Origin of the sequence: Aeromonas sp. 604176, assembly GCF_049170755.1 — a bacterium.
Taxonomy (GTDB): Bacteria; Pseudomonadota; Gammaproteobacteria; order Enterobacterales; family Aeromonadaceae; genus Aeromonas; species Aeromonas veronii_A.
The window spans coordinates 1-24080 of sequence record NZ_JAAKNE010000061.1 but is presented as its reverse complement, the minus strand read 5'-3'; the positions used below and the strand labels follow the sequence as shown (position 1 = coordinate 24080).

Below are 24080 nucleotides of genomic sequence, written 5' to 3'. Positions count from 1 at the left end.
TCCAAGGCTATTTTCTGCTTCACCAACCTACCCCTGAACATTACAGAACTGTAAAAAATCGGGATCCGAAGACCCCATGTTAACAGCTCTTAAAGCCGGTCAAATTATACCCTTGAGGGCAGCTATTGCAATATGACAAAAATCCTTAATTTTTGCGGCTTTCCGCAGCAAATCAGGGTTATGGTCATATCAAAAGGAATGGATGTTTTATTACTACAAAAAGCGTAAAAATCACGATTCCGACACGCCAAAATAGCCCAATATACGGTCCAAATCGGACAAATTCTCGTAACTTATTACTAACTTCCCGCTATCCCGCTTGCCAGGCTGAAGTTGCACCTGATTGCCAATTTTTTCTGCCAGTTGGCGCTCCAGGTAGCCGATCTGCGGATCACGGGCCGGTTCGACCATGGCTTTTGCCGGTTCGAGCGCTTTTTGCACCAGCTTCTCGGTATCGCGCACGGTCAGCCCTTTCTGGGCAACCAGCTTGGCCAGTTCGGACTGGGCCTGGCCACTCAGGGCCAGCAGGGCACGGGCATGGCCCATGTCGAGGTCGCCATGCTCGACGAAACGCTTCACGTCGTCGTTGAGCTGGTTGAGACGCAACAGGTTGGTCACCGTGGTGCGGGACTTGCCCACCGCCTCGGCCACCTGCTGGTGGGTGAGTTCAAATTCGGTCAGCAGTCTTTGTAAAGCGACCGCCTCTTCGATGGCATTAAGGTCTTCCCGCTGAATATTCTCAATCAGCGCGATGGCGACGGCAGCCTCGTCGGGTACATCCTTGACGATGCAGGGCACCACCTCGAGCCGCGCCAGCTGGGACGCGCGCCAGCGCCGCTCACCGGCGATGATTTCGAAGGATTGTTCGCCGAGAGGGCGTACTACGATGGGCTGGATCACCCCCTGAGCGCGGATGGAGTTGGCAAGCTCTTCCAGTGCATCCTGGGACATGTCCTTGCGGGGCTGGTACTTGCCGGACTGCAACCACTCCACCGGCAGCTTGCGCAGCTCGCCCTGATTGGTGGGGGCCATGGCCTCTTCAGTACGTTGATCGCTCATCACCTGTTTCTGGCGGGCAGCCGTGCTGGTACTGAGCAGGGCATCCAGCCCCTTGCCCAGTCCACGTTTTTTCGGAGTCATATACTCTCTCGGTCTGCGATGGTCGCCTGACGTTCCTGCTCCTGGCGGCGCAGGATCTCGCCAGCCAGTGCCAGGTAGGCCTTGGCGCCCACCGATGATTTGTCATAGTGCATGGCCGGGGCACCGAAACTCGGGGCCTCCGCCAGTCTAACGTTGCGGGGAATGATGGTGCGGTAGACTTTGTCGCCAAAGTGCTGTTTTAGCTGATCGGACACATCATTGGCCAGCCGATTGCGGTGATCGAACATGGTGCGCAGCACCCCTTCGATCTTGAGCTCCGGATTGACCACGGCGGCCAGCTTGCTGATGGTGTCGACCAGGGCGGTGAGCCCCTCCAGCGCGTAATATTCGCACTGCATGGGCACCAGCACGGAGTCGGCGGCGGCCATGGCGTTCACGGTCAGCATGTTGAGAGAGGGCGGGCAGTCGATGAAGACGTAGTCGTATTTGTCCCGCACCGAGGCTAGCGCATTGCGCAGGCGGATTTCGCGGGCGAAAAATTCCATCAGACGGATTTCGGCCGCGGTCACGTCGGCATTGGCGGCGATCAGGTGATAGCCCCCGGTGGTTTCGGGGATGATCACCTCGCTGATGGGGGCATCTTCGATCAGCAGCTCATAGGCGGTGCGCTCGACTTCGTACTTGTCGACGCCGCTGCCCATGGTGGCATTGCCCTGCGGATCCAGATCGATCACCAGCACCTTGCGCCGGGTGGCGGCCATGGAGGCGGCCAGGTTCACACAGGTGGTGGTTTTACCCACTCCACCCTTCTGGTTGGCTATGGCAATGACTTTTCCCACACTATCCCCTAAATGAAACTGCGACCCTATTCGGGCTGGATATGTTTGAATTCCAGCAGATGACGTTCGCCTTCCAGCTCCGGCACCCGCAACTCATGACAGGCTACCAGACGGATATTGGCAGGCAACTGGGCCAGCTCCTCTGCGGGATATTGTCCCTTGAGCGCGAGGAAGCTGCCCTGTTCTGACGGCAGGTGGTGACACCAGCTCAGCATGTCCTCCAGCGAAGCGAACGCTCTGCTGAGTACACCATCAAACCCGACTTCGGGTTGATACTCTTCCACCCGGGATTTGATCGGCGTCACATTGGTCAACCCCAGCTCCAGAATGACCTGGCGGATGAAGTTGATCCGTTTGCCCAGACTGTCCAGCAGAACGAACTGCTTGTCCGGGTTGATGATGGCCAGCGGCAGTCCAGGCAAGCCGGGACCGGTCCCCACATCGATGAAGCGCTCCCCGTGCAAGTGGGGGCTTACCACCAGACTGTCGAGGATATGCTTGACCAGCATGGCGTCCGGATCTCGCACCGAGGTGAGATTGTAAGCCTTGTTCCACTTGTGCAGCAACTCGACCAACTGCACCAGTTGGCTCTTTTGGGTATCGGTGATAACAATTCCGGCCTGCATGAGCAGGCCGTTCAATCTTTCCAGCATATTTTCCAACGGTAAGAATCCTCAGGCGGTTTTACGCAGCAGGCCGTGTTTTTTCAGGTGAACCAGCAGGATGGAGATGGCCGCCGGGGTGATACCGGAGATGCGGGAAGCCTGACCAATGGTCTGCGGCTTGGCATCGTTCAGCTTGGCTTTCACCTCGTTGGAGAGGCCGTTCACCTCGCGATAGTCCAGATCCAGCGGCAGCAAGGTGTTCTCGTTGCGCAGCTGTTTTTCCACTTCATCGTGCTGACGCTCGATGTAACCGGCGTACTTGATCTGGATCTCAACCTGTTCGGCCGCGGCAGGATCGGTCACGGAAGGGCCGACCCCTTCGATGGCCATCAGCGCATCATAGGTTACCTCGGGGCGACGCAGCAGCTCTTCCAGACTCTGTTCGCGGGTCAGCGGGGTGTTGACCAGGGCGTTGACCGCTTCCAGTGACGGATGTTGCGGGTGGATCCAGGTTGAACGCATGCGCTGACGCTCCAGCTCGACCTGTTCCATCTTGGCGTTGAATTTGCTCCAGCGCTCGTCATCCACCAGACCCAGTTCGCGACCGATGGCAGTCAGGCGGATATCGGCGTTGTCTTCCCGCAGCAGCAGGCGATATTCGGCACGGCTGGTGAACATGCGGTAAGGCTCGCGGGTCCCCAGGGTGGAGAGATCGTCCATCATCACGCCCATGTAGGCCTGATCCCGACGCGGGTTCCAGGGATCCTTGTCCTGGGCACGCAGGGCCGCGTTCAGACCGGCCATCAGGCCTTGTGCAGCCGCCTCTTCGTAACCGGTCGTCCCGTTGATCTGGCCAGCGAAGAACAGGTTTGGAATGCACTTGCTCTCCATGTTGGCCTTGAGATCCCGCGGATCGAAGAAATCATATTCGATGGCATAGCCGGGGCGGGTGATGTGGGCGTTCTCGAAGCCGCGCACGGAACGGACGATCTGCACCTGCACGTCAAACGGCAGGCTGGTGGAGATCCCGTTCGGATAGAGTTCGTGGGTGGTCAGGCCTTCCGGTTCGACGAAGATCTGGTGCGCCGTCTTGTCGGCGAAACGGGTGATCTTGTCTTCGATCGACGGGCAGTAGCGCGGGCCGATCCCCTCGATCACCCCGGCGTACATGGGGCTGCGATCCAGGTTATTGCGGATCACCTCGTGGGTACGCTCGTTGGTGTGGGTGACGTAGCAAGGCACCTGACGGGGATGCTGGCTGGCATCGCCGATAAACGAGAAGACGGGGCGCGGATCGTCGCCATGCTGTTCCTGCATTACGGAGAAATCTACGCTGCGGGCATCGATGCGCGGCGGGGTACCCGTCTTGAGACGATCGATGCGCAGCGGCAGTTCACGCAGGCGCTGGGCCAATGCGATCGAGGGAGGATCCCCGGCACGGCCGCCCTTGTAGTTTTCCATCCCGATGTGGATCAAACCATTCAGGAAGGTACCGACCGTCAGCACCACAGTCTTGCCACTGATGCGGATCCCGCTCTGGGTGACCACACCGGCAACACGATCCCCGTCCATGATCAGATCGTCACAGGCCTGCTGGAAGATCTTCAGGTTCGGGTAATTCTCCAGCATCTGGCGAACGACAGCCTTGTAGAGCAGGCGATCCGCCTGGGCACGAGTGGCTCGCACTGCCGGGCCCTTGGAGGAGTTGAGGGTGCGGAACTGGATCCCGCCAAGATCGATGGCACGCGCCATGATCCCGCCGAGTGCGTCAACTTCCCTGACCAGGTGTCCCTTGCCGATCCCGCCGATCGCCGGATTACAGGACATGTGCCCCAGCGTATCGATATTGTGGGTCAGCAACAGGGTGTTCATGCCCATACGGGCTGCCGCTGTTGCTGCTTCGGTTCCGGCATGACCGCCACCGACGACGATCACATCAAATTGTTCATGGTATTGCATTGGGATCACCTTGATCTGCACGCCTGAAGATCTTTATTTGCCTGGGCTAAAGGGCGGAACATTCTATCTGTTTCGCGTCCTGAGGGGAACGTCTACTTAACGTTCAGTATGAAGGGAGGATCCACTAATTAGATCTTAAGGATCTTTAGATCGATCTTTTACTGGATCTCTTATTAGGATCCGCCCTTTCTGTTGATAAGCACTTTTTGATCATAAAGATCATTAATTTAATGACGATCCTAGCTTGTGGAAAAGCTTGGATCCTGGCCCGGTGAACGAGGGGATAACCAGGACTTTTATACACAGAGGTCTGTCGGTCTGGATCTAATACATGGATAACTATAGGTTTTTCAGAGCTTTACACCGTAGTTATGCACATTACCCCTGGGCGTTGTGGGTAACCTTGTAGAACAACTCCCCCGGATCAATCTGTTAATAACATGGTGGATAGTCGATCTGGGGATAAGTGGGGAGATCAAGCTTTTTTTCAGGATCTCCCGCACGCTGATCAGGCGATCATCGTCATCCAGTCGCGGATCCACACTTCTGCGGCATCTTCGGGGATCTCGTGTTGGGTCACATCGATGTCGAGTCGCTCGCCAATCCGGCTGGCTCCGCACTCGGCCAGCAGCCGATCCAGCGTCTTGCCGCCCTGGCAAAAGGTGTCATAACTGCTGTCGCCAAGGGCGATCACGCCATATTTCAATGAATTAAGATCCGGATGCTGCTCGGCAAGATCCTTGGCGAAGGGTTGCAGGTTGTCGGGCACATCCCCGGCACCATGGGTGGAAGTGACCACCAGCAGGATGGATCCCGCATCATCCAGCACCTCTGCCAGCTTGGCCGGGTTGTGGATCCGGGTCTGGTGGCCAGCCTGTTCCAGCAGGTTGGCGACGTGGTCTGCGACATATTCGGCGGCGCCCAGCATGGAGCCGACGACGAGATTGAGTTTGGCCATGGAATGGATCCTGATTTCAGACAAAGAAACGGAAAGCCGGATTCTACCGCCAAAGGGTGTGGATAAATATGGATAAAGCTTGGGGATAATGGATCCAGTCAGATAATGCCACCGGATCCATCCTGCCGATCTTTTTTCTGCTTCTTTATATTCCTCTCCATTTTCTTCTCCGCTCATAGCTCTCCTGATGGCTCCCATCTCCCGCGGAATTCTGCCAACGATGCAGTCAGATAACAATGTAGATGCAAATGATTAGCAATTATTGAATCGATTCGATCACGGCTCCTGTAGTAGGATTGCGCTGCTTTATTCGCCCATGGAACAGGGTGATGTCGTGACAAACGACCAAAAATAACAATTAAAACAACATAACTCATTGATAAACGAGACTTTATATGATTGCGCAAAAATACACTACAGGACCCGGCAAGAAGGGCGCCTTCGGCGTGCTTTCGCTCTCCGGTTTGCTCGTCTCCCTGCCGCTGATGGCCGAACAAACCACCGCTGAGCTGCCCAAAGCCAGCGAAACCATGGTGGTGACAGGTACGGCCATGAAGGTGGAAGTGCCGATGGCCGAGACCCCTCGCGCCGTCTCCGTGGTTAATCGCGAGGAACTGGATCAGCACGCCGTGTTGCAGCTGGATGAAGCGATTCGCTACCGTTCCGGCGTATTGACCGGCCTCTATGGCTCAGACAACAACACTGACTGGTTCAAGGTGCGTGGCTTCGATGCCGCCTCTTATCTGGATGGCAACCGGTTGTTTGGCACCGGCTACTACGTCTGGACGCCGGAACCGTTCGGTCTGGAGAGTGTGGAAGTGCTGAAGGGGCCAGCCTCGATCCTTTACGGTGAGGCACCTCCGGGTGGGGTGATCAATGCCATCAGCAAGCGGCCGACCGCCACGCCGCAAGGGCAGGTGGATCTGCAGCTTGGCAGCCGGGATCATCGTCAGGTCGGGGTGGACGTCTCTGACGCGCTCTCCGACAACAGCCGCTACCGCATGGTTGCTCTTTATAAAGAGCGTGATGGCGTGCTCACTGGCACCTATAACGATCGGGTTTATCTGGCGCCCAGCGTCACCTTCGATCTTTCGGATCGTACCAGCCTGACCCTGCTGGCCAGTTTCCTGCACGACGAAGGGGTCCCGACCAACGGCTTCTTCCCGGTCTATGGCACCCTGAATACGTCAGGTGGCCAGATTGATCCCTCCACCAACCTGAGCCAGCCGGATTACGATCGCAACCGCAATACCCAGATCTCCACCGGTTACGAGCTGGCCCACCAGCTCAACCAGACCTGGGAGTTCAAGCAGAACGTCCGCTTAAACTACAACGATCTGCTGCTGCGCCAGACCTATATCTTCCCGACCTATGAAGGCACAACCGCCAGTCGTGGCCTGGTTTACCGCGATGGCAATACCAAGAGTGCCACTATGGACAACCAGATGGTGGGCTACTGGAACACCGACAGCACCGAGCAGACCTTGCTGCTGGGGGTGGATCTGCAGCGTCACGTCAATGAAGGGGTCGAGGCCGACAACTACGGTATGGGCTCCATCAATACCATGAACCCGGATTACAGCGGCTTCCCCGGTTTTGACGAATCGACCGCTACTCACCAGAAGAGCAGCAAGGGCCAGAGCGGCCTCTATGCCCAGCACCAGATCCGCTGGGATGATCGCTGGTTATTGACTGCCGGTGGCCGTTTTGACTATGTGGAGACCCACAACACCAATACCAGCAAGGACGAGCGCCAGTACGATCACGAGCTATCCCTCTCGGGCAGCCTGATGTATCTGGCTGACAACGGCCTCTCTCCCTACTTTGCCTATGCCGAGTCGTTCGAAGTGCTGCCGGGGATCGATCCCAACACCCGAAACTCCTACAAGCCGCTCAAGGGCAAGCTCTACGAGACCGGCGTGAAGTATGCGCCTGCCTTCCTCGACGGTTACATCAATCTGGCGTTGTTCGATCTGGCCCAGACCAACTCGCTGGTCTCTACCGGTTCCGGCCAACAGACCCAGGCGGGTGAAGTGACCTCTCAGGGGATTGAGCTGGAAGGGAGCGTGCAGGTGACAGATGCGCTGCGTCTGACCGCTGCTTATACCTACACAGATGCCAAAACCAACGACACCGGCAGTGGCGATCGCCGTGCCAGCCTGATCCCTCGCCACCAGGCCTCCTTCTGGGGCAACTACAAGGTGCAGCAAGGGGTGGCTTCGGGTCTGGAGCTGGGTACCGGTGTACGTTATATCGGTTCCAGCGTGGGTATTGGCGCCGTGAATGCGGATTTCACCCCCATCTACGGCTCTGCCGAGGTGCCGGCCCATACCGTCTGGGATGCGATGATTGGGTATGACTTTGCCAAGAACTGGCGTGCCCAGCTCAACGTCAACAACCTGCTGGGTGAAACCTACGTGGCCAGTTGTGACTATTACTGCTACTACGGCGAGCCGCGCAGCGTAGTGGGCAGCATCAACTACCGCTGGTAATCGAAGTCGGGCGGGAACCGGATTCCCGCCCTTCTTTTCACCCGCAGTTGTTCTGATCTCTCTGGAATACCGGTCCGTTATGGAACTCTTGTCTCTGGTTTATCGCCAATATCGTTGGCCCTTTATCGCTATCACCCTGCTCAGTCTGCTCAGTGCCGTCAGTGGGATTGGTGTCATTGCTTTTATCAATCAGTCTCTTATCGAATCTATAGGTGATCCGCTGCCGATCCTCGGTCAGCTGGTCGGCCTGATTGTGTTGCTGCTGGTGATCACACTCGGATCTCAGCTGGCCCTGACCACTCTCGGTCACCATTTTGTCTACCGGTTGCGCGGCCGTCTGCTCAAGCAACTGCTGGATACCGATGTCGCCCGCATCCGCCAGATTGGTCAGGGGCCGCTGCTGGCCTCCCTCTCCAGCGATATCGGCCAGATCACCATTGCCTTCGTGCGCCTGCCGGAGCTGGTGCAGGGGCTGGTGCTCACGATGGGTTCTGCCCTCTATCTCGGCTGGCTCTCTCCGGCCCTGCTCGGGGTGACCGCGCTCTGGGTCACCGTCACCATGGTGGTGGGCTGGCTGCTGGTGAACCGTGTTTATCGCCATCTCTCCCACATGCGTCAGGCCGAAGATCGGCTCTATCAGAACTATCAGGCCATCATCGCCGGCAGCAAGGAGCTGGCGCTCAACCGCGAGCGGGCTCACTTCGTTTACCACCAGCTCTATGAGCAGAATGCCCGTGACTACCGCCAGCAGATCATCCGCGCCGACACCTATCACCTGAGCGCGGTGAACTGGTCGAATATCATGATGCTGGGGGCCATCGGTCTGGTCTTCTTTCTGGCCAACGGCCTTGGCTGGGCCAACACCAATGTGGCCGCCACCTTCGCCCTGACCCTGCTGTTCCTGCGCACCCCGCTGTTGCAGGGGATTGGCGCCCTGCCGACCCTGCTTGCCGCTCAGGTGGCGTTCGACAAGATCGCCGCCCTCAATCTGGCCGAGCCGGATGCGGACTTCCCGCTGCCGCCCGCCATCCGCCCCTGGCAGCGTATCGAGCTGGAGCAGGTGAGCTTTCACTATCAGGGGGAGGGCGGTTTTGCCGTTGGCCCCATCGATCTGGTCATCGAAAAGGGGGAGCAGATCTTCATCATTGGCGGCAATGGCTCCGGCAAGTCGACGCTGGCCATGCTGCTGACCGGCCTTTACCAGCCGGTATCGGGCCGGATCCTGCTGGATGGTGAGCCGATCACCGATCGCAACGGCTATCTGGCGCTCTTCTCCGCCATCTTCACCGACTATCACCTGTTCCAGCACCTGCTGGGGCCGGAACCCAAGGATGAGCTGGTGGCCGAGTGGCTGGAGCGGTTGCAGATGGGCAGCAAGCTCACCATCGAGGATGGATTTATCGCCGATATCGATCTCTCCCAAGGGCAGCGCAAGCGGGTCGCCCTGCTGCTGGCGCTGGCCGAGCAGCGCGAGGTGATGCTGTTTGATGAGTGGGCCGCGGATCAGGATCCCCAGTTCCGCCGCATCTTCTATCAGGTGCTGTTGCCGCGCCTCAAGGAGATGGGCAAGACGGTGATTGCCATCAGTCACGATGATCACTATTTCCCGCTGGCCGATCGCCTGCTGGAGATGCGGCAGGGAAAACTCACTGAGCTGACCGGGGCGCGCCGTGCCGCAGTGAGCCGCGATGCGATCGCCCATCTGGATTGCGAGGTGCCGGCTTGATACCGGCACCGATGAGACTGGCGGCAAGCCAGCACAGGAATTGCTTATGTTCGAGATGAAATCAGCCAGCTTCACGGTCAATGACCGCACGCTGCTGCACCCCACCGACCTGTGTTTCGAGCAGGGACAGGTCTATGGCCTCATCGGCCACAATGGTTCGGGTAAATCGACCCTGCTCAAGCTGCTGGCACGCCAGCAACCCCTCAGCGACGGCGAGATCCTGTTTGATGGCAAGCCGCTACCCGACTGGGGTAACCGGGAGTTTGCCCGTCAGGTGGCCTATCTGCCCCAGCATCTGCCGAGCGCCGAGAATCTGCTCGGGCGGGAGCTGGTGGAGATGGGCCGCTATCCCTGGCGCGGCCTGCTGGGCCGGATGGGGGTGGAGGATCACCGTCAGGTCGATCGGGCCATCGCCCTTACCCATACCGAACGCTTTGCCGATCGGCTGGTTGATACCCTCTCCGGCGGCGAGCGGGGTAGGGTCTGGCTGGCGATGCTGCTGGCCCAGGAGAGCCGCTTCATCCTGCTGGACGAGCCGCTGGCCGCGCTGGATGTGGCCCACCAGGTGGAGGTGCTGACGCTCGTCAAGCAGTTGAGCCGTCAGCTAAACCTCGGGGTCATCATTGTCATTCACGACATCAATATGGCCTCCCGCTTCTGTGATCGGCTGGTGGCGCTCCACTCCGGCCGCCTGCTTACCCACGGTGAACCGGAGGGGCTCATGACCAGCGAGACCCTACACGCCATCTATGGCATTCCGATGGAGGTCATTCGCCACCCGGCTCATGCTCATCCCATCGCCATCGTTTGACCGGGGGGCTCTCTTGAACCGTTTATTGAAGAAGATGGCACCCTGCCTTATCAGCCTGCTGCTGCTGCCACTAGCGGCACAGGCCGACACATCCCCGATCGCCTCTGCACCGCTACCCCGTATCGCTACTGTCGACTGGACCATTGCCGAAACCTTGCTGGCGCTCGGGGTGACGCCGCTGGCGGTGGGGGATGCAGGCCCCTATCAGGCATGGGTCGGCGAGCCACGGTTACCCGCCGGGGTGGTAGATATCGGCCTGCGCACCCAGCCCAACCGCGAGCTGCTGGCGGAGCTCAAACCCGATCGCATCCTCATCTCGCCGCTGGCAGCTCCGCTGGCGCCAACTCTTTCCCGCATTGCACCGGTGAGCACCATCGCCCTCTATGATGGGCAAACCGATCTATGGCAGCGGCTGCACGAGGTGACCCTGACCCTCGCCCGTATAGTGGGCAAAACCGCCGAGGGCGAACGGCTGCTGGCCGGGCTGGATCGGGATCTCGCCAGTATGCAGGCCAGATTGCCTGCGGATTTGCCACCCCTGCTGGTGGTGCAGTTTATCGATGAGCGCCATGTGCGGGTGTTTGGTCGCCACAGCTTGTTCGATGCGGTGATGACGCGCCTCGGGCTGCGTAATGGCTGGCAGGAGCAGACCAATGACTGGGGTTTCTCGGTGGTCAGCATCGAGCAGTTCATGACCTTGCCAACCGCGCGGCTGGTGGTGGTCGATCCCATTCCGGTCGGGGTGAGTGAACGGCTGCAGGAGCCTGGGCTGTGGCAGCATCTGCCGCTGGTACGCCAAGCCCCCGTGCTGCATCTGCCTGCGGTCTGGAGTTTTGGCGGCGTATTGGCCGCCCGCCGTTTCGCCGGTCTGCTCAGCGATGCATTGCTGCAAGATGCCGAGCGTATGGAGGCTAGCCGATGAAGCGACTGCTCACATCGCCGCTGCTGCGGCCGGTCTCGAGCCTGCTGGGGTTGATCCTCTTGCTCGCGTATTGGGAGCTGGCTCGCCAGCTGCCCGGTGCGCTCTGGTGGCAGAGCCTGTTCGCCCCCAATCTGGATGATGTCAGCCAAGCGGTGGTGCATTTCAGCTGGCTACCCCGCTTGGCTGTCACCCTGTTGGCCGGGGCGGCTCTCGGGCTGGCTGGTACCCTGATGCAGCAGGTGCTGCGCAACCCGCTCGCGTCACCCACCACTCTTGGGGTGGCCTCCGGTGCCCAACTGGCGTTGATGATGATGACCCTGTTTGCCCCCTCCTGGTTGCTGTTGGGGCGGGAGTGGATCGCCATGGCCGGTGGCAGCCTCGCGATGGCACTGGTGTTTGCCCTGGCCTGGCGTCGCCAGCTCAATCCGGTGGTCATCGTCTTTGCCGGGCTGGTGATCAACCTCTATCTGGCGGCCATCAGCATGGGGCTCTTGCTGTTCTTTCAGGAGGAGCTGAAAGGTTTGTTGGTGTGGGGCAGTGGCTCGCTAGTGCAGAACAGCTGGAGCGGGGTGAGTTACCTGTTGCCCCGCCTGCTGGCAGCCGCTGCGCTGGCCGCTGTGCTGGTACGCCCGCTTGCGGTGCTGGAGTTGGATGATGCCAGCGCCCGTAGTCTGGGGGTCTCCCTGCAGCATCTGCGTTTTGCAGGACTCGGGCTGGCGGTATTTGTCACCGCTTGCGTGGTGAGCGTGGTCGGGCTGATCGGCTTTATCGGGCTGGCCGCCCCCGCCATGGTGCGGCTGCTCGGGATCCGTCAGCTTGGCCAACGGCTATTGTGGGCACCGATCCTCGGCGCCCTGCTGCTGGCGGCGACCGATCTGCTGCTGCAGAGTCTGAGCCGCTTCTGGCCAGTCTTGATCCCCACTGGCGCCATGACAGCCATGCTGGGCGCGCCGCTGCTGCTCTGGCTGATCCCGCGCCTTGGCATCAAGTCGGGTACGCCAAAGGCAAACGCCGGCCTGCTGGTGGCCCGCCATCCGGCACCGGCTCGCCTTATCGGCCTGTTGCTGGTCGGGCTGTTGCTGGCCATGGTCGCCTCCCTGCTGTTGGGTCAGGGAATGACGGGCTGGAGCTGGCCGAGCTGGCTCCGCTGGCAGGCTCAACTGGAGTGGCGGTTGCCGCGCACTCTGGCGGCGGGGGCGGCTGGCGTGCTGCTGGCGCTGGCGGGCACCCTGTTGCAGCGGGTCAGCAACAACCCGATGGCGAGCCCGGAGCTGCTGGGGGTGAGCGGTGGCACCTTTATGGGGGTGATTGCCACGGCGCTGCTGCTGCCCGCGTTGCCTTTGCCGCTGATGCTGGCCGGTGGCCTGCTCGGTGCCTTCGGCTGCCTGTTGCTGCTGGTGGTGGTCAATCGCAAGCACGGCTTCCAGCCGGAGCGAATCCTGCTCTCCGGCATCGCCATCACGGCACTGTTTGAGCCGCTGCAGGCCATTGCGCTGGCCAACGGTGACATGCGGGTGCAGCAACTGCTCTCCTGGATGTCCGGCTCCACCTACTACGTCACCCTGCCGGTAGCCTATGGGTTGGTGGGGCTGGCGCTGTTAATGCTGGCCGTCTGCCTGCTGGTGAGCCGCTGGCTCGATCTGCTGCCGATGGGGAGTGCTGTAGCGACCGCGCTTGGCATTCGCCTCAACCGTGCCCAGCTCGCCATCCTGCTGCTGGTGGCCGTGCTCACCGCCAGTGCCACCCTGGTGGTCGGGCCGCTCTCATTCGTCGGTCTTCTGGCGCCACATATGGCCAAGCTGATGGGGCTGGTGCGGGCACGCTGGCACCTGCTTGGGGCCGCCGCTTCCGGCGCCCTGTTGATGGTGTCGGCTGACTGGGTCGGCCAGCAGATCCTCTTCCCGCAGGAGGTGCCGGTCGGGCTGGTCTCCACCCTATTAGGGGGCGCTTACTTCATGTGGTGCCTGCGCCGCCTTTAGGTTTGTGGATTGGCTATCGTGTAGTCGGATCAGGGTTGCCAATATGGCAGTAACGATAGGCAGTGTTTTTTGGGGCCAATAACTTGGCCCCCAATATGAGCCGACGTGGCAACTGTTGGGATCATGCTGTCTCTGAATCGTTCTTCAGTTCGCTGAAAAAAAGATCGCATCATAAAAAGGATCAACAAAACCCACGATCTGGCCCGCGCCGAAATCTTCGATTGCATTGAAGCGTTCTACTACAGAGTGCGACGCTAGAGCCACCTTGGATGCGCGTCACACCAGAGGTCTTCGAATAAGTCTCGTCGTGAGAACAGAATATGTCTACCATCGTGGGCTAAGTCCATCTGATCTGGGTATGATCCTGCGCCAGATTGTCTCGACTTCACTTGCTTATTGTCTTATAAATACAAACGTTTAGATATTGCCAACCTAGCGAGGCAAAGGATGAAATTTATTTTCGATCTCGACGGAACTCTTAGCTGCTGTGAAACATTGCCTATCATAGCTAAAAGTTTCAATGTCACTACGCAAATAGAAGAGTTAACTGCCCAGACTATTAATGGTCAGATCCCATTCATGGAAAGTTTCATCAAGCGGGTTGACATACTTGGTCACCTAGATGTGGCTCAAGTTGCTCGCATCGTAGCGGATATTCCCCTTAACCAGTCTCTGCTCGATTTTATCAATAGTAACCGTGATGACTGTATTATTGCCACTGGAAATTATAATGGCTGGATCGCAGAATTAGCCAAAAAAATAGAGTGCGTAATTCGTTCATCAGAAGGGGAAGTTGATGCCAATGGCAAGGTTCGATTAACCAAAATACTAAAGAAAGAAGATATTGTTAAAGAGTATCAAGCGCAAGGTGAGCAAGTCGTTTTCATCGGTGATGGAAATAATGATGCTGAGGCCATGAGGATCGCTGATGTTTCTATTGCTTGCGGCTTGATTCACCAACCGGCAAATACGGTCATGCAAGTTGCAGATTATGCAGTATATGATTCTGTTGCTATGCTCAGGTTACTGCAACAGATAAAATCACCTCAAAATGGAAGGTCAGTGGTAATTAGTGCTGCGGGGGTTGGTTCGCGCCTTGGGCTGGGACAAACAAAGTCGCTTATTAAGCTACAAGGGGTGCCACTTATTCATCTACAGCTAGAACAATTCCGGCATGTAAGTGATCTTAGAATAGTTGTTGGTTTTCAGGCTAGCAGTCTTATTGATGAAGTATGCTCGATCAGAAAAGATATTATTTTTGTTTTCAATCACGATTATTTTCACTCTAAAACTGGCGCTAGTCTCTATCTTGGTGGTAAACATGCTAATGAAATTATTATTGCTTGGGATGGGGATCTATTAGTTCACCCAGATGATATTGCTCAGTGCATTGAAGCAGAGCAAGAATTTATTGGGGTGAGTCAAAAAGTGAGCGAAGACGCAGTTTTTGTGAAGCTTAATGAACAAGAACAAGTTGTTTCATTTTCCAGAGATGATGGTGATTACGAGTGGTCTGGACCTGCTGCCATCCGCAGGGAAAATATAAGATTTACCTCGGGCCATCTTTACAATCTTTTAGAACCATTATTGCCAATGTCTGCGAAGATAATACGAGCGCAAGATATTGACACTTATGAAGACTATAAGAAAGCTGTTGATTTTGTGGACTCGTGGAGTAGTGGTAATCATAAAATAAATAGTTATTATGAAAAACTAGCCAGCAAAATAAAATCACCAATAGAGACTAGAAATAAAGCCCCCGATTTTTCTATTTTTGATATTGAGTTAGTCAAACGTTTCTCAGATAAAAGTAAAACCCTGCTTGATCTTGGTGCTGGTACTGGGCTGCTTGTTAATCACCTTACAGAAGATTTCTCTAAAATAGTCGCTGTAGAAAAATATTCTAACTTTAGCGATTTTATAAAAAGAACGGACAACCTGAAAGTTATTAATGAAGATCTCAATATATTTGATGTGGCAGAGAAATTTGATCTTGTTACCATTTTTGGTGTGATGAATTTCTTCAATAGAACAGAGGCGGAACGGATTTATCAGAAGGCTCGCTCATGGATACGACCTGCTGGTACTTTGATAGTCAAGCATCAGATGGGGTGTACTGAAGATGTCATTGTTGATGGTTACTCCAAAGAGCTAGGAACAGATTACTACTCTGAATATAGATGGCTACAGCATGAGATAGATCTTATACGTCAAGCCGGTTTCAGCATTAAGGAAGTTGTTGATATTTATCCAAAAGAGTATAACCGATGGGATAACACCCATTTCTATGCCCTTGTCTGTATACCTGAAGAGAGCAGTTAGGCAAAACTGTACTGAATAATAATTATTGGATGACGATACCATGAGTCGATTTACGCGTTTTCTCCAATCATTCCTGAGGCGTTCAGGAAAGTGCGATGCTGATCTCATTTTTTCAGAACAGCTGGTTAATCTGAGTCAGGGGATTGAGCAAGGTAACCAGCAACTGTCAGAGGGGCAGCTAACTCTGCGTGATGATATCTCCAGACTTCAGGCTATAACAGAACTTCTGCGCGAGAAAGTCAGTTCATTACCGGTGATGTCATCAGCCAATGTCCACGATGTGATAGTTACAGCGGCTGAGCTTGAAGATGTTTTTGTTGGTATTTCTAAAAATATCAAGAGTTGGCAGCAGTGCAATATAGTTTTTGCATGTCCAGTGCTACATGATGGTGTCTCGTTACTGTTGCAAGATCAGGAAGTTATTTATGTTCGCAATGTTGACGATTTTGTATTGCATTTGAAAGATCGTCATGTAACAAGTATTGGTATCGCATCACCTTGGCTGATGCAGGATTTTATTGGTGAGCGACATATCCTAAATCTACTTCTGAGGGCTTGTCAAAGTCATATTTTATATATCGATAATTGCCATTTTGTGGTACATAGCAAGAACACTAGAAAACGTCTTCATAAGGTTGGTTTCTATGAGATAGCACAGCTTTCGGAAAATCAAAAATGTGATTTTGTCTCTATTGGATGTTTGCCTGATGGTTCTTATTCTTTATTTGGTTCTGCACCGGCGATTTATACTGAGTCGCCCAGCTGTGTAACACTTAGGGCGGCTAGACTTCCAATTTGCAATACCGAAAATTTGTATTGGGAGAATTTGATGATAACACCATTTGATTCGACCAAGATTGGTTTTATGGCGCCAGCTGATGGTTTTTCTCTGGCCATTGCTCAGGCAAAAACTGCTGTAGATGATGTGATTAGTATAAAGGCTAAATTTTCGTGGTTGGGGGCTGGGAGTGGACATGCTTCTCTGGTCGCTTGCTATTCAGGCCCGCAAGATAGTCATATGTATGCCTGTATGCTTCAGGCATCCACGGCAGATATGCCTGTTATCACATTATGGGTTAATGATGGTAGTTGGAGGATAATAAGTGAGCCGAAATTTATACCAAGTGAAGAGGTGAATGTTACCGCTGGGCAGTACTCTACTATTATTGCACTCTCTGTCATGTCTACCAAGGTAATGGTTGAGGTTGGCAGCACTCTCATTATTGATGTCATTGACACCAAGTTGACGCGTACACCGCGAGTGGGGATAAGAGCAAGCGATAATCAGTTTGCTGTTTCTCAAATTACCACATAATAAAAGGCCAGACCTCATGAAAATTGTTACCTCAGGCGTAGATTCTGAGTATGTGTTGGCTGATTTATGCAAATACCTTAGGGCGGTTGGTTATGATGTCACAGAGTTGGATTTTGGCCAACTCACAGCGCAGGATGAAGATTTACTTGCCCCCTTTATAGGTGAGGATGTTGTCTACATTACATCAGCACATACTAATTTAACTAGAGATGTTGCAAAGTTTTTGGCGCCAAAATTTAATGAACACTACCCAAATTATTTATCGCCATTAGAAATAATTCAAAAATTAAAACCTAAGAAATCCATATATATTCCACATGATCTTCTTACTCCTTTTGGAGATAAAAATATCAATGAACTAAGGTTTTTGGATCTTTTTGACTACATACTTACGCCTTTTTCATCCTCTGCACTCCAGGCGACCTTGGGTCGTCATACGAAAGTCATAGAAAGTGGATGGATAAAGCATACAAAAAGTGCTCGTCCTAGCCAGCCAGCCCAAAAAAATAAACCGAGGATTGTACTGTTCATCAGTATGTTTGAACACTTGCGTCTGAGATTTGGTGATTCAGGAATAGTCGATTACTTTGCTCCGCTTATAACGGAAAATGTCAGAGTCAAGTTACCTGCTTGGCGGGACGTGGCGCAGGTAGAGAAATTATTCAATAATCGTTTTCCCGATTGCATCATTCCCGCTGAGGAGTGCTCGATCCGAGCGATTCAGGAGGCTGATGTTGTGTTGTGCAACGGTGCTTCCTCCATACATGCCGAGTCCATTCTAATGGGGCGGCCCACAGTCTGCCTGTTGGATGATGAGGGCTTGCCCTCCGATGAGCAGCGCAGCAAGCTGGGACATCTCCAGGCCATTCTGTTTCATGACTATCGACAACGAGCACCATTGGCAGATGAGTTTGTCGAGCAGGCGATGAAATATCACAGCAACTTCCCGTCAGCCCACTTTGATTATGGTGTAGTGGAAAACATCATCAGCAAGTGATGCTGTGGTCATTGTGATGGCGCAGTTGCGTTTGTGCTTGCGGATGCCTGTGGCTGGATCAAGGTAGGAGCCGACGTAGTAGGTTAAGCGCAGAGCGCGCTTGCCTTCGGCGTCAGGTTCGCGGAATTCGATGCTGATCTTCATAATTGTCCCCCGAGAGTACCCCGAGAGGTTACTTCGGGGTACTCTCGGGGTAAATTCTCACGAAACAAGATCAGGCAAGAATAGCCAGTAAAAAACAAAGTCCAATATTTACAATGCCTTATGCTCTCACTGGCTGCTTTTTATTGCTGATTTTTCACCACATTACTTGCCGATGCAGAAGCTGGAGAAGATACGGCCCAGCAGATCGTCGGAGCTGAATTCGCCGGTGATCTCGGAGAGGGACTCCTGCGCCAGGCGCAACTCTTCGGCCACCAGCTCGCCGGCCACGAACACTTCCAGCTGCTCCTTGGCCACCAGCAGGCGCTCGGCGGCACGCTCCAGCGCATCCAGATGGCGGCGGCGGGCCATAAAGCCCCCTTCGGTGTTGCCCTGGAAGCCCATGCAGGCTTTCAGGTGCTCGCGCAGGGCGGGCAGCCCCAGCTCGGTTTTGGCGGAGATGCGGTAGACGGCGTGGCCCTGCTCCTGGCTCGGTGCCAGATCCTCGCCTGTCAGATCGGCCTTGTTGCGAATGACGGTGAGGCCGATGTTTTTTGGCAACCGATCAACAAATTCCGGCCAGATCTCCCGCGGGTCAACCGCATCTGTGGTGGTGCCATCCACCATAAACAGCACCCGATCGGCCTGTTCAATCTCGGCCCAGGCGCGTTCGATACCGATCTGCTCCACCTTATCCTGGGTGTCGCGCAGACCGGCGGTGTCGATGATGTGCAGCGGCATGCCATCGAGATGGATGTGTTCGCGCAGCACGTCGCGGGTGGTGCCGGCAATCTCGGTGACGATGGCCGACTCGCGGCCCGCGAGGGCATTGAGCAGGCTCGATTTGCCGGCGTTGGGACGACCGGCGATCACCACCTTCATCCCTTCCCGCAGCAGAGCGCCCTGTTTGGCTTCCCCGCGCACGTCGTCCAGCTCGGACATGATGGCGTAGAGGTCGCCCGCCACCTTGCCGTCGGAGAGGAAGTCGATCTCCTCGTCCGGGAAGTCGATGGCCGCTTCCACATAGATGCGCAGCCGGATCAGGCTCTCCACCAGTTGCTGGATTTTGCTGGAGAACTGCCCCTGCAGGGAGTGCATGGCGCTGCGGGCGGCCTGTTCGCTGGAGGCTTCGATAAGGTCAGCGATAGCTTCGGCCTGGGCCAGATCCAGCTTGTCATTGATGAAGGCGCGCTCGCTGAACTCGCCGGGGCGGGCAGGGCGGATGCCATCGATTTTCAGAATGCGGCGGATCAGCATGTCCATGATGACGGGGCCGCCGTGGCCCTGCAGCTCCAGCACATCCTCGCCGGTGAAGCTGTTGGGGGCTTTGAACAGCAGGGCGATTCCCTGATCCAGTACCTGGCCTTGCTCATCCTTGAACGGCAGATATTCGGCGTAGCGCACCCGCGGGAGCTTGCCGAGCACTATCCCGGCGACCTGTTCGGCGGCGGGGCCGGAGACCCGGACTATGCCGACGCCACCACGGCCTGGCGCGGTGGCCTGGGCCACGATCGTATCTGTTGTCATCTTGCTTGGCTCGTTTGTTCGCTGATAGGAAAACGTAGTGGGAGACATTGTAATAAAAAAGGCGGCCCGAAGGCCGCCTCTTTTGTCATCACGGGAAGATTAGCTGCGTGAATGCAGTCCTTTCTTCTCCAGCTGACGATAGATGATGGTCTGCTGGATGATGGAGATGACGTTGCTCACCAGCCAGTAGAGAGTCAGGCCAGCCGGGAACCAGAGGAACATGAAAGTGAAGATGATCGGCATGAACTGCATCACTTTCTGCTGCATCGGGTCGGTGATGGTGGTCGGGCTCATCTTCTGCAGATACCACATGGAGGCACCCATGAGGATTGGCAGCACGAAGAAGGGGTCCTTCACTGACAGGTCAGTGATCCACAGGGCAAACGGCGCGTGACGCAGTTCAACGGACTCCATCAGTGCCCAGTAAAGGGCGATGAAGATCGGCATCTGAACCAGGATCGGCAGGCAGCCACCCAGCGGGTTGACCTTCTCCTTCTTGTACAGCTCCATCATGCCCTGAGACATCTTCTGGCGGTCATCGCCGAAGCGCTCGCGCAGGGCCGCAATCTTGGGTTGCAGCATGCGCATCTTGGCCATGGAGGTGTACTGGGCCTTGGTCAGCGGGAACATGATGCCGCGCACCAGCAGGGTCAGCATGATGATGGCCAGACCCCAGTTCTGGACGAAACCGTGGAACACGGTCAGCAGCCAGTGCAGCGGTTGGGCGATGAACCACAGCCAGCCGTAGTCGACGGTCAGGTCGAGGTGGTTAGCCACCTTGGCCATCTGGTCTTGCAGCTTGGGACCGACCCACAGCTTGCTGGTCACTTCGGCCTGTTGGCCGGCAGCCACGTCAACCAGCGGCGCCTTGTAACCGATGATGGCCTGGCCTTTACCAGGGATCACACGGCTGTAGAAGCTGTTGGCATCGTCGGCATTCGGAGCCCAGGCAGAGACGAAGTAGTGTTGCAGCATGGCGACCCAACCACCCTTGGTGGTCTTGTTCAGGTCGGCATCCTTCATCTCGTCGAAGGTGTACTTCTTGTAGCGGGTATCTTCAGTGGAGAAGGCACCACCACGGTAAGCGCTGGCTACCATGGCATGACCTTCCTGATCCTTCGGCGTTGCTACGGTCTGCTTCAGCTGACCATAGAACTGCACCTGAACCGGCTCGGCAGATTTGTTGTCGATCTTGTAATCAACGCCAACGGCATAGTCGCCACGCTTGAGGATGAACTCCTTGGTGAAGACCACGCCCTTGCTGTCGGTCCAGGTCATCGGAACGACGACTTGATCCTGACCATCGGCCAGCTGATAGCTGGTCTGGGCGGCTTCATAGGTAGGACGACCTTCGGCCTGACTGTCCGGACCATTGCGACCCACCAGACCGCTCTGGGCGATATAGAGGTGCTCAGGCTTGCTGGTCAGCAGCACGAACGGTTGGTCCTTGCCCTCTTCCAGTTTGTGAGACAGCAGTTCGGCAGACACGATGTCGCCACCCTGGGTATCCAGGGTCAGCTTGAGCACGTCAGAGGAGACGGTGATCAGCTTGCGTGCGGCAGTCGCATTGGCTTGCTCGGAAACCTGAGGAATATCACCGGTCTGACCGGCTTCAGGTACGAAATGTTCGGTTTGGGCCACGGTAGTCGGGGCCGGCTTCGGAGCCTTGTCGGACTCCCACTGTTGCCAGAGCAGAAAGCTCACGAACAGCAAACCGATCAGGAGTAGATTGCGTTGTGATTCCATAGTTTTCAGTTTCTTCGCTTTGGTTGCGGAACCGGGTCATAACCACCCTCGGATAAGGGATGGCATTTTAATAGACGTTTGCTGGCTAACCAAACGCCTTTTATGAAACCGTGAAGTCGGATGGCTTCTATCGCAAATTGGGAACAAGTTGGGGTAAAACGGCAGCGCGGCCCGAGCAGAGGGCTAATGATTAGCTGATACAGGCGTATCAGTTTGATAGCTACCCATTGCAACGGCGTGACAGGGTGCGCCATAGCTTTTCCAGTAACTTGAACAGTTCCTCGTTATCCATCTCTTTCACACCGGCCTTGGCGATCACCACGATGTCGATAGCGGGCAGCTGATGTTGTTTGAGGCGGAAACTTTCCCGAACCACCCGTTTGACACGATTACGCCAAACGGCACGCTTGAGTGCTTTTTTGGGCACAGCGAGACCAAGACGAGGGTGTTCGAGCGAATTGGGAGAAGCGAGAAGGGTTATCTGCGGAGAGGCGGCCCGGACAGGCTCGGCGAAAACGCGTTTGAAGTGTTCGGGAGTTAACAGACGTAACTCCCGAGAGAAGGTGTGCTGGGTAGGCATTAGACTACCAGGCGGGCACGACCCTTGGCACGACGAGCGGCCAGAACTTTACGACCGTTGGCAGTTGCCATGCGGGCGCGGAAACCGTGAGAGCGCTTGCGCTTCAGGTTGGACGGTTGAAAAGTACGTTTCATGATTCGATTCCGTATTTCTGTACAGTTTTGATTGTCACACTTAGCCGACGCGCCAGCTATAGCGTGTGACGACTAGCAAAAGAGGCCGAATTCTAAACAGAGTTCGGCTTTTAGTCAATCCGCCGTTCCCTCTCATCCTGCCGTGGTCTTGAAAAGGCCACTGCCGAGCGTGAGGATCCAGAGGATCAAGGGCTCCGGATTATACTGGCAACCCGGGGTTAAACAAGGGATCCCTCAATAAAAAAGGCGGCCAGGCCGCCAAAGAGAGAGCTATTTAAGGACTTTCCGCAAGAACTCCCGGGTACGGGGATCCTTGGGATCGACCAATATCTGATCCGGCGGGCCCTGCTCGACGATCCGTCCTCCTTCCATGAAGATCACCCGATCGGCAACATCACGAGCAAATTCAATCTCATGAGTCACCACCACCATGGTCTGGTGCTGGCGGGCCAACTCTTTCATCAGTCCCAAAACCTCGTCGACCCACTCGGGATCGAGGGCCGAGGTGGGCTCGTCAAACAGGATCACCTTGGAGTGTGCCGCCATGGCGCGGCCAATGCCGACCCGCTGCTGCTGGCCGCCGGAGAGGGAGGCCGGATAGGAATCCTGCTTGTCGGCGAGGCCAATGTCCTTGAGGATGCCGAGCGCTGTGGCGCGGGCCTCCGCTTTTGGCTGCTTCCAGACGGTGATCAGCCCTTCGGCGATGTTGTCGAGCGCCGTCTTGTTGGCAAACAGGGCGTAGTTCTGGAACACGAAGGAGGCCCGCTTGCGCAGCTCGATCGCCTGCTGTTCGCTGGCCTTGGCCAGATTCAGCTTGAGATCGTCGATGGCAAGGGTGCCCGCATCCGGGGTCTCCAGCAGGTTCAGGCAGCGCAACAGGGTCGACTTGCCGGTGCCGGAGGGGCCGATGATGACGACAATTTCCCCCTTTTTGACCTCCAGATCGATACCGTTGAGCACCTGATTGCCGTGATATGCCTTGGAGAGGCCGGTTAGCTTGATCATGAGAGCCCTCCTTTAATAGGCACGGTTGAGACGGACTTCCAGCAGATGCTGCAAGCGGGTAAAGAAGATCACCACCACCCAGTAGATCAGCGCCACCGCCATAAAGCTCTCGAAGAACTTGAAGGAGGAGGAGGCTTCCATCTGCGCCTTGCCCATGATCTCGGCCACTCCCAGAGTGAAAGCCAGCGAGGTGCTCTTGATCATGTCGATGAAGTAGTTCATCAGCGACGGGGTGGCGATACGGGCCGCCTGCGGCAGGATGATCCGCTGCATCGCCTGATAACGGCTCATGCCGATACTGAGCGCCGCTTCCATCTGGCTTTTGTGAATGCCGAGGATGGCTGCGCGGATCGACTCGGCCATGTAGGCGGCGAAGTGCAGGGTCAGACCGACGATGGCGGCGGTAAAGGCATCCATCCCCACGAAGATCGGGAACAGTTGCGGCAGTCCGTAGTAGAGCAGAAACAGCTGAACGAGTAGCGGTGTACCCCGAAAGAACGAGATATAGAGCATCGCCAGCCAGTGAATCGCGGGGACGCGAAACACCCGTACTATCGCCAGGGCCAGCGAGAGTACGAGTGCCAGCACGAATCCCCACAGGGCCATCTCCATCGTGGTGCCCAGATATTTGAGCAGGATGGGAAACAGCCCCAGCGTGTATTCGAGGTCAAATTCCATCATTTATCTGTCGGTGATGTCGGAAGCGAACCATTTCTCGGAGATCTGACGCAGGGAGCCATCCTTGCGCATGGCGGTCAGGGCCTCGTCGACCTTCTTCAGCAGAGCCTGTTTCTCCGGGGTCTTCAGGAAGGGCAGGGCGTTCTCGATAGTCTCGAACGGTGCGCCAGCCTGTTGCAGCGGCAGCTTGGACTCCTTGATCAGCTGGGCGGTGGAGACGCGGTCCATCACGAAGGCATCGAT

Annotated in this window: 22 protein-coding genes and 1 pseudogene; 9 read left to right on the top strand and 14 right to left on the bottom strand. The window is 56.0% G+C overall.

Features of this window, described 5'->3' with window-relative positions; all coding sequences use genetic code 11:
- Nucleotides 1–231: 231 nt before the first annotated feature.
- The 5 genes from G5358_RS12380 to mioC all read right to left on the bottom strand — a co-directional run bounded on the left by G5358_RS12380 (nt 232) and on the right by mioC (nt 5462).
- Nucleotides 232–1140, bottom strand: a complete 909-nt coding sequence (locus tag G5358_RS12380) for a ParB/RepB/Spo0J family partition protein (RefSeq protein ID WP_019445507.1) — start codon at nt 1138–1140, stop codon at nt 232–234.
- Entirely contained in the window at nt 1137–1940 is an 804-nt protein-coding gene (locus G5358_RS12375) for a ParA family protein (RefSeq protein ID WP_421324171.1), read from the bottom strand. The genes G5358_RS12380 and G5358_RS12375 overlap by 4 nt, the downstream gene beginning before the upstream one ends.
- A gap of 26 nt (nt 1941–1966) precedes the next feature.
- The gene (rsmG, locus tag G5358_RS12370; protein WP_033115246.1) at nt 1967–2593 is read right to left on the bottom strand and encodes a 16S rRNA (guanine(527)-N(7))-methyltransferase RsmG; all 627 of its coding nucleotides are present in this window, start codon (nt 2591–2593) and stop codon (nt 1967–1969) included.
- 21 nt (nt 2594–2614) lie between these two features.
- The gene (mnmG, locus tag G5358_RS12365; protein WP_058056584.1) at nt 2615–4504 is read right to left on the bottom strand and encodes a tRNA uridine-5-carboxymethylaminomethyl(34) synthesis enzyme MnmG; all 1890 of its coding nucleotides are present in this window, start codon (nt 4502–4504) and stop codon (nt 2615–2617) included.
- Between the two features lie 508 nt (nt 4505–5012).
- Nucleotides 5013–5462 carry an FMN-binding protein MioC gene (gene mioC / locus G5358_RS12360; protein ID WP_033138545.1) on the bottom strand — a complete coding sequence of 150 codons (450 nt, stop codon included), beginning with the start codon at nt 5460–5462 and terminating at the stop codon, nt 5013–5015.
- A gap of 395 nt (nt 5463–5857) precedes the next feature.
- Between mioC and G5358_RS12355 the strand changes: the two genes are divergently transcribed.
- The 9 genes and pseudogenes from G5358_RS12355 to G5358_RS12315 all read left to right on the top strand — a co-directional run bounded on the left by G5358_RS12355 (nt 5858) and on the right by G5358_RS12315 (nt 18026).
- A complete protein-coding gene (locus G5358_RS12355; RefSeq protein WP_421324170.1) occupies nt 5858–7954 on the top strand; it encodes a TonB-dependent siderophore receptor in 2097 nt (698 codons plus the stop codon).
- A 79-nt stretch (nt 7955–8033) separates the two neighbouring features.
- Nucleotides 8034–9680 carry a multidrug ABC transporter permease/ATP-binding protein gene (locus G5358_RS12350; RefSeq protein ID WP_421324169.1) on the top strand — a complete coding sequence of 549 codons (1647 nt, stop codon included), beginning with the start codon at nt 8034–8036 and terminating at the stop codon, nt 9678–9680.
- A 46-nt stretch (nt 9681–9726) separates the two neighbouring features.
- Nucleotides 9727–10491 (top strand): ATP-binding cassette domain-containing protein, encoded by a 765-nt coding sequence (locus tag G5358_RS12345; protein ID WP_216952502.1) that lies wholly within the window; start codon nt 9727–9729, stop codon nt 10489–10491.
- 34 nt (nt 10492–10525) lie between these two features.
- Nucleotides 10526–11413 (top strand): ABC transporter substrate-binding protein, encoded by an 888-nt coding sequence (locus tag G5358_RS12340; RefSeq protein WP_270657159.1) that lies wholly within the window; start codon nt 10526–10528, stop codon nt 11411–11413.
- Nucleotides 11410–13392, top strand: a complete 1983-nt coding sequence (gene fhuB / locus G5358_RS12335) for a Fe(3+)-hydroxamate ABC transporter permease FhuB (RefSeq protein ID WP_421324168.1) — start codon at nt 11410–11412, stop codon at nt 13390–13392. Before G5358_RS12340 ends, fhuB begins: the two co-directional genes overlap by 4 nt.
- Before the next feature lie 24 nt (nt 13393–13416).
- Nucleotides 13417–13650 (top strand): annotated as a pseudogene (locus G5358_RS12330) (IS3 family transposase); the annotation flags it as partial.
- A 189-nt stretch (nt 13651–13839) separates the two neighbouring features.
- Nucleotides 13840–15714: an HAD-IB family phosphatase gene (locus G5358_RS12325; protein WP_216952504.1), complete on the top strand. Its 1875-nt coding sequence runs from the start codon at nt 13840–13842 to the stop codon at nt 15712–15714.
- A gap of 40 nt (nt 15715–15754) precedes the next feature.
- The gene (locus G5358_RS12320; protein ID WP_421324167.1) at nt 15755–17029 is read left to right on the top strand and encodes a hypothetical protein; all 1275 of its coding nucleotides are present in this window, start codon (nt 15755–15757) and stop codon (nt 17027–17029) included.
- A gap of 16 nt (nt 17030–17045) precedes the next feature.
- Nucleotides 17046–18026, top strand: a complete 981-nt coding sequence (locus G5358_RS12315) for a hypothetical protein (RefSeq protein WP_421324166.1) — start codon at nt 17046–17048, stop codon at nt 18024–18026.
- On the opposite strand, the gene G5358_RS12310 is transcribed toward G5358_RS12315, so the two are convergent.
- The 9 genes from G5358_RS12310 to G5358_RS12270 all read right to left on the bottom strand — a co-directional run.
- Nucleotides 17979–18170 (bottom strand): hypothetical protein, encoded by a 192-nt coding sequence (locus G5358_RS12310; RefSeq protein ID WP_421324165.1) that lies wholly within the window; start codon nt 18168–18170, stop codon nt 17979–17981. The two genes, G5358_RS12315 and G5358_RS12310, sit on opposite strands and share 48 nt — an antisense overlap.
- A 162-nt stretch (nt 18171–18332) precedes the next feature.
- Nucleotides 18333–19694: a tRNA uridine-5-carboxymethylaminomethyl(34) synthesis GTPase MnmE gene (mnmE, locus tag G5358_RS12305; RefSeq protein ID WP_019445516.1), complete on the bottom strand. Its 1362-nt coding sequence runs from the start codon at nt 19692–19694 to the stop codon at nt 18333–18335.
- Nucleotides 19695–19793: 99 nt separating this feature from the next.
- Nucleotides 19794–21440, bottom strand: a complete 1647-nt coding sequence (yidC, locus tag G5358_RS12300) for a membrane protein insertase YidC (protein WP_421319262.1) — start codon at nt 21438–21440, stop codon at nt 19794–19796.
- A 5-nt stretch (nt 21441–21445) separates the two neighbouring features.
- Nucleotides 21446–21694, bottom strand: a complete 249-nt coding sequence (gene yidD, locus G5358_RS12295) for a membrane protein insertion efficiency factor YidD (RefSeq protein WP_075116235.1) — start codon at nt 21692–21694, stop codon at nt 21446–21448.
- The gene (gene rnpA, locus G5358_RS12290; RefSeq protein ID WP_005342318.1) at nt 21661–22020 is read right to left on the bottom strand and encodes a ribonuclease P protein component; all 360 of its coding nucleotides are present in this window, start codon (nt 22018–22020) and stop codon (nt 21661–21663) included. The genes yidD and rnpA overlap by 34 nt, the downstream gene beginning before the upstream one ends.
- Nucleotides 22020–22154 carry a 50S ribosomal protein L34 gene (gene rpmH, locus G5358_RS12285; RefSeq protein WP_005307156.1) on the bottom strand — a complete coding sequence of 45 codons (135 nt, stop codon included), beginning with the start codon at nt 22152–22154 and terminating at the stop codon, nt 22020–22022. Before rpmH ends, rnpA begins: the two co-directional genes overlap by 1 nt.
- Before the next feature lie 270 nt (nt 22155–22424).
- Complete coding sequence (locus tag G5358_RS12280; protein ID WP_421324164.1) at nt 22425–23159, bottom strand: amino acid ABC transporter ATP-binding protein; 735 nt, start codon at nt 23157–23159, stop codon at nt 22425–22427.
- A gap of 12 nt (nt 23160–23171) precedes the next feature.
- Nucleotides 23172–23840 carry an amino acid ABC transporter permease gene (locus G5358_RS12275; protein ID WP_019445518.1) on the bottom strand — a complete coding sequence of 223 codons (669 nt, stop codon included), beginning with the start codon at nt 23838–23840 and terminating at the stop codon, nt 23172–23174.
- A partial coding sequence (locus G5358_RS12270) for a transporter substrate-binding domain-containing protein (protein WP_421324163.1) occupies nt 23841–24080 on the bottom strand: 240 nt, incomplete at its 5' end.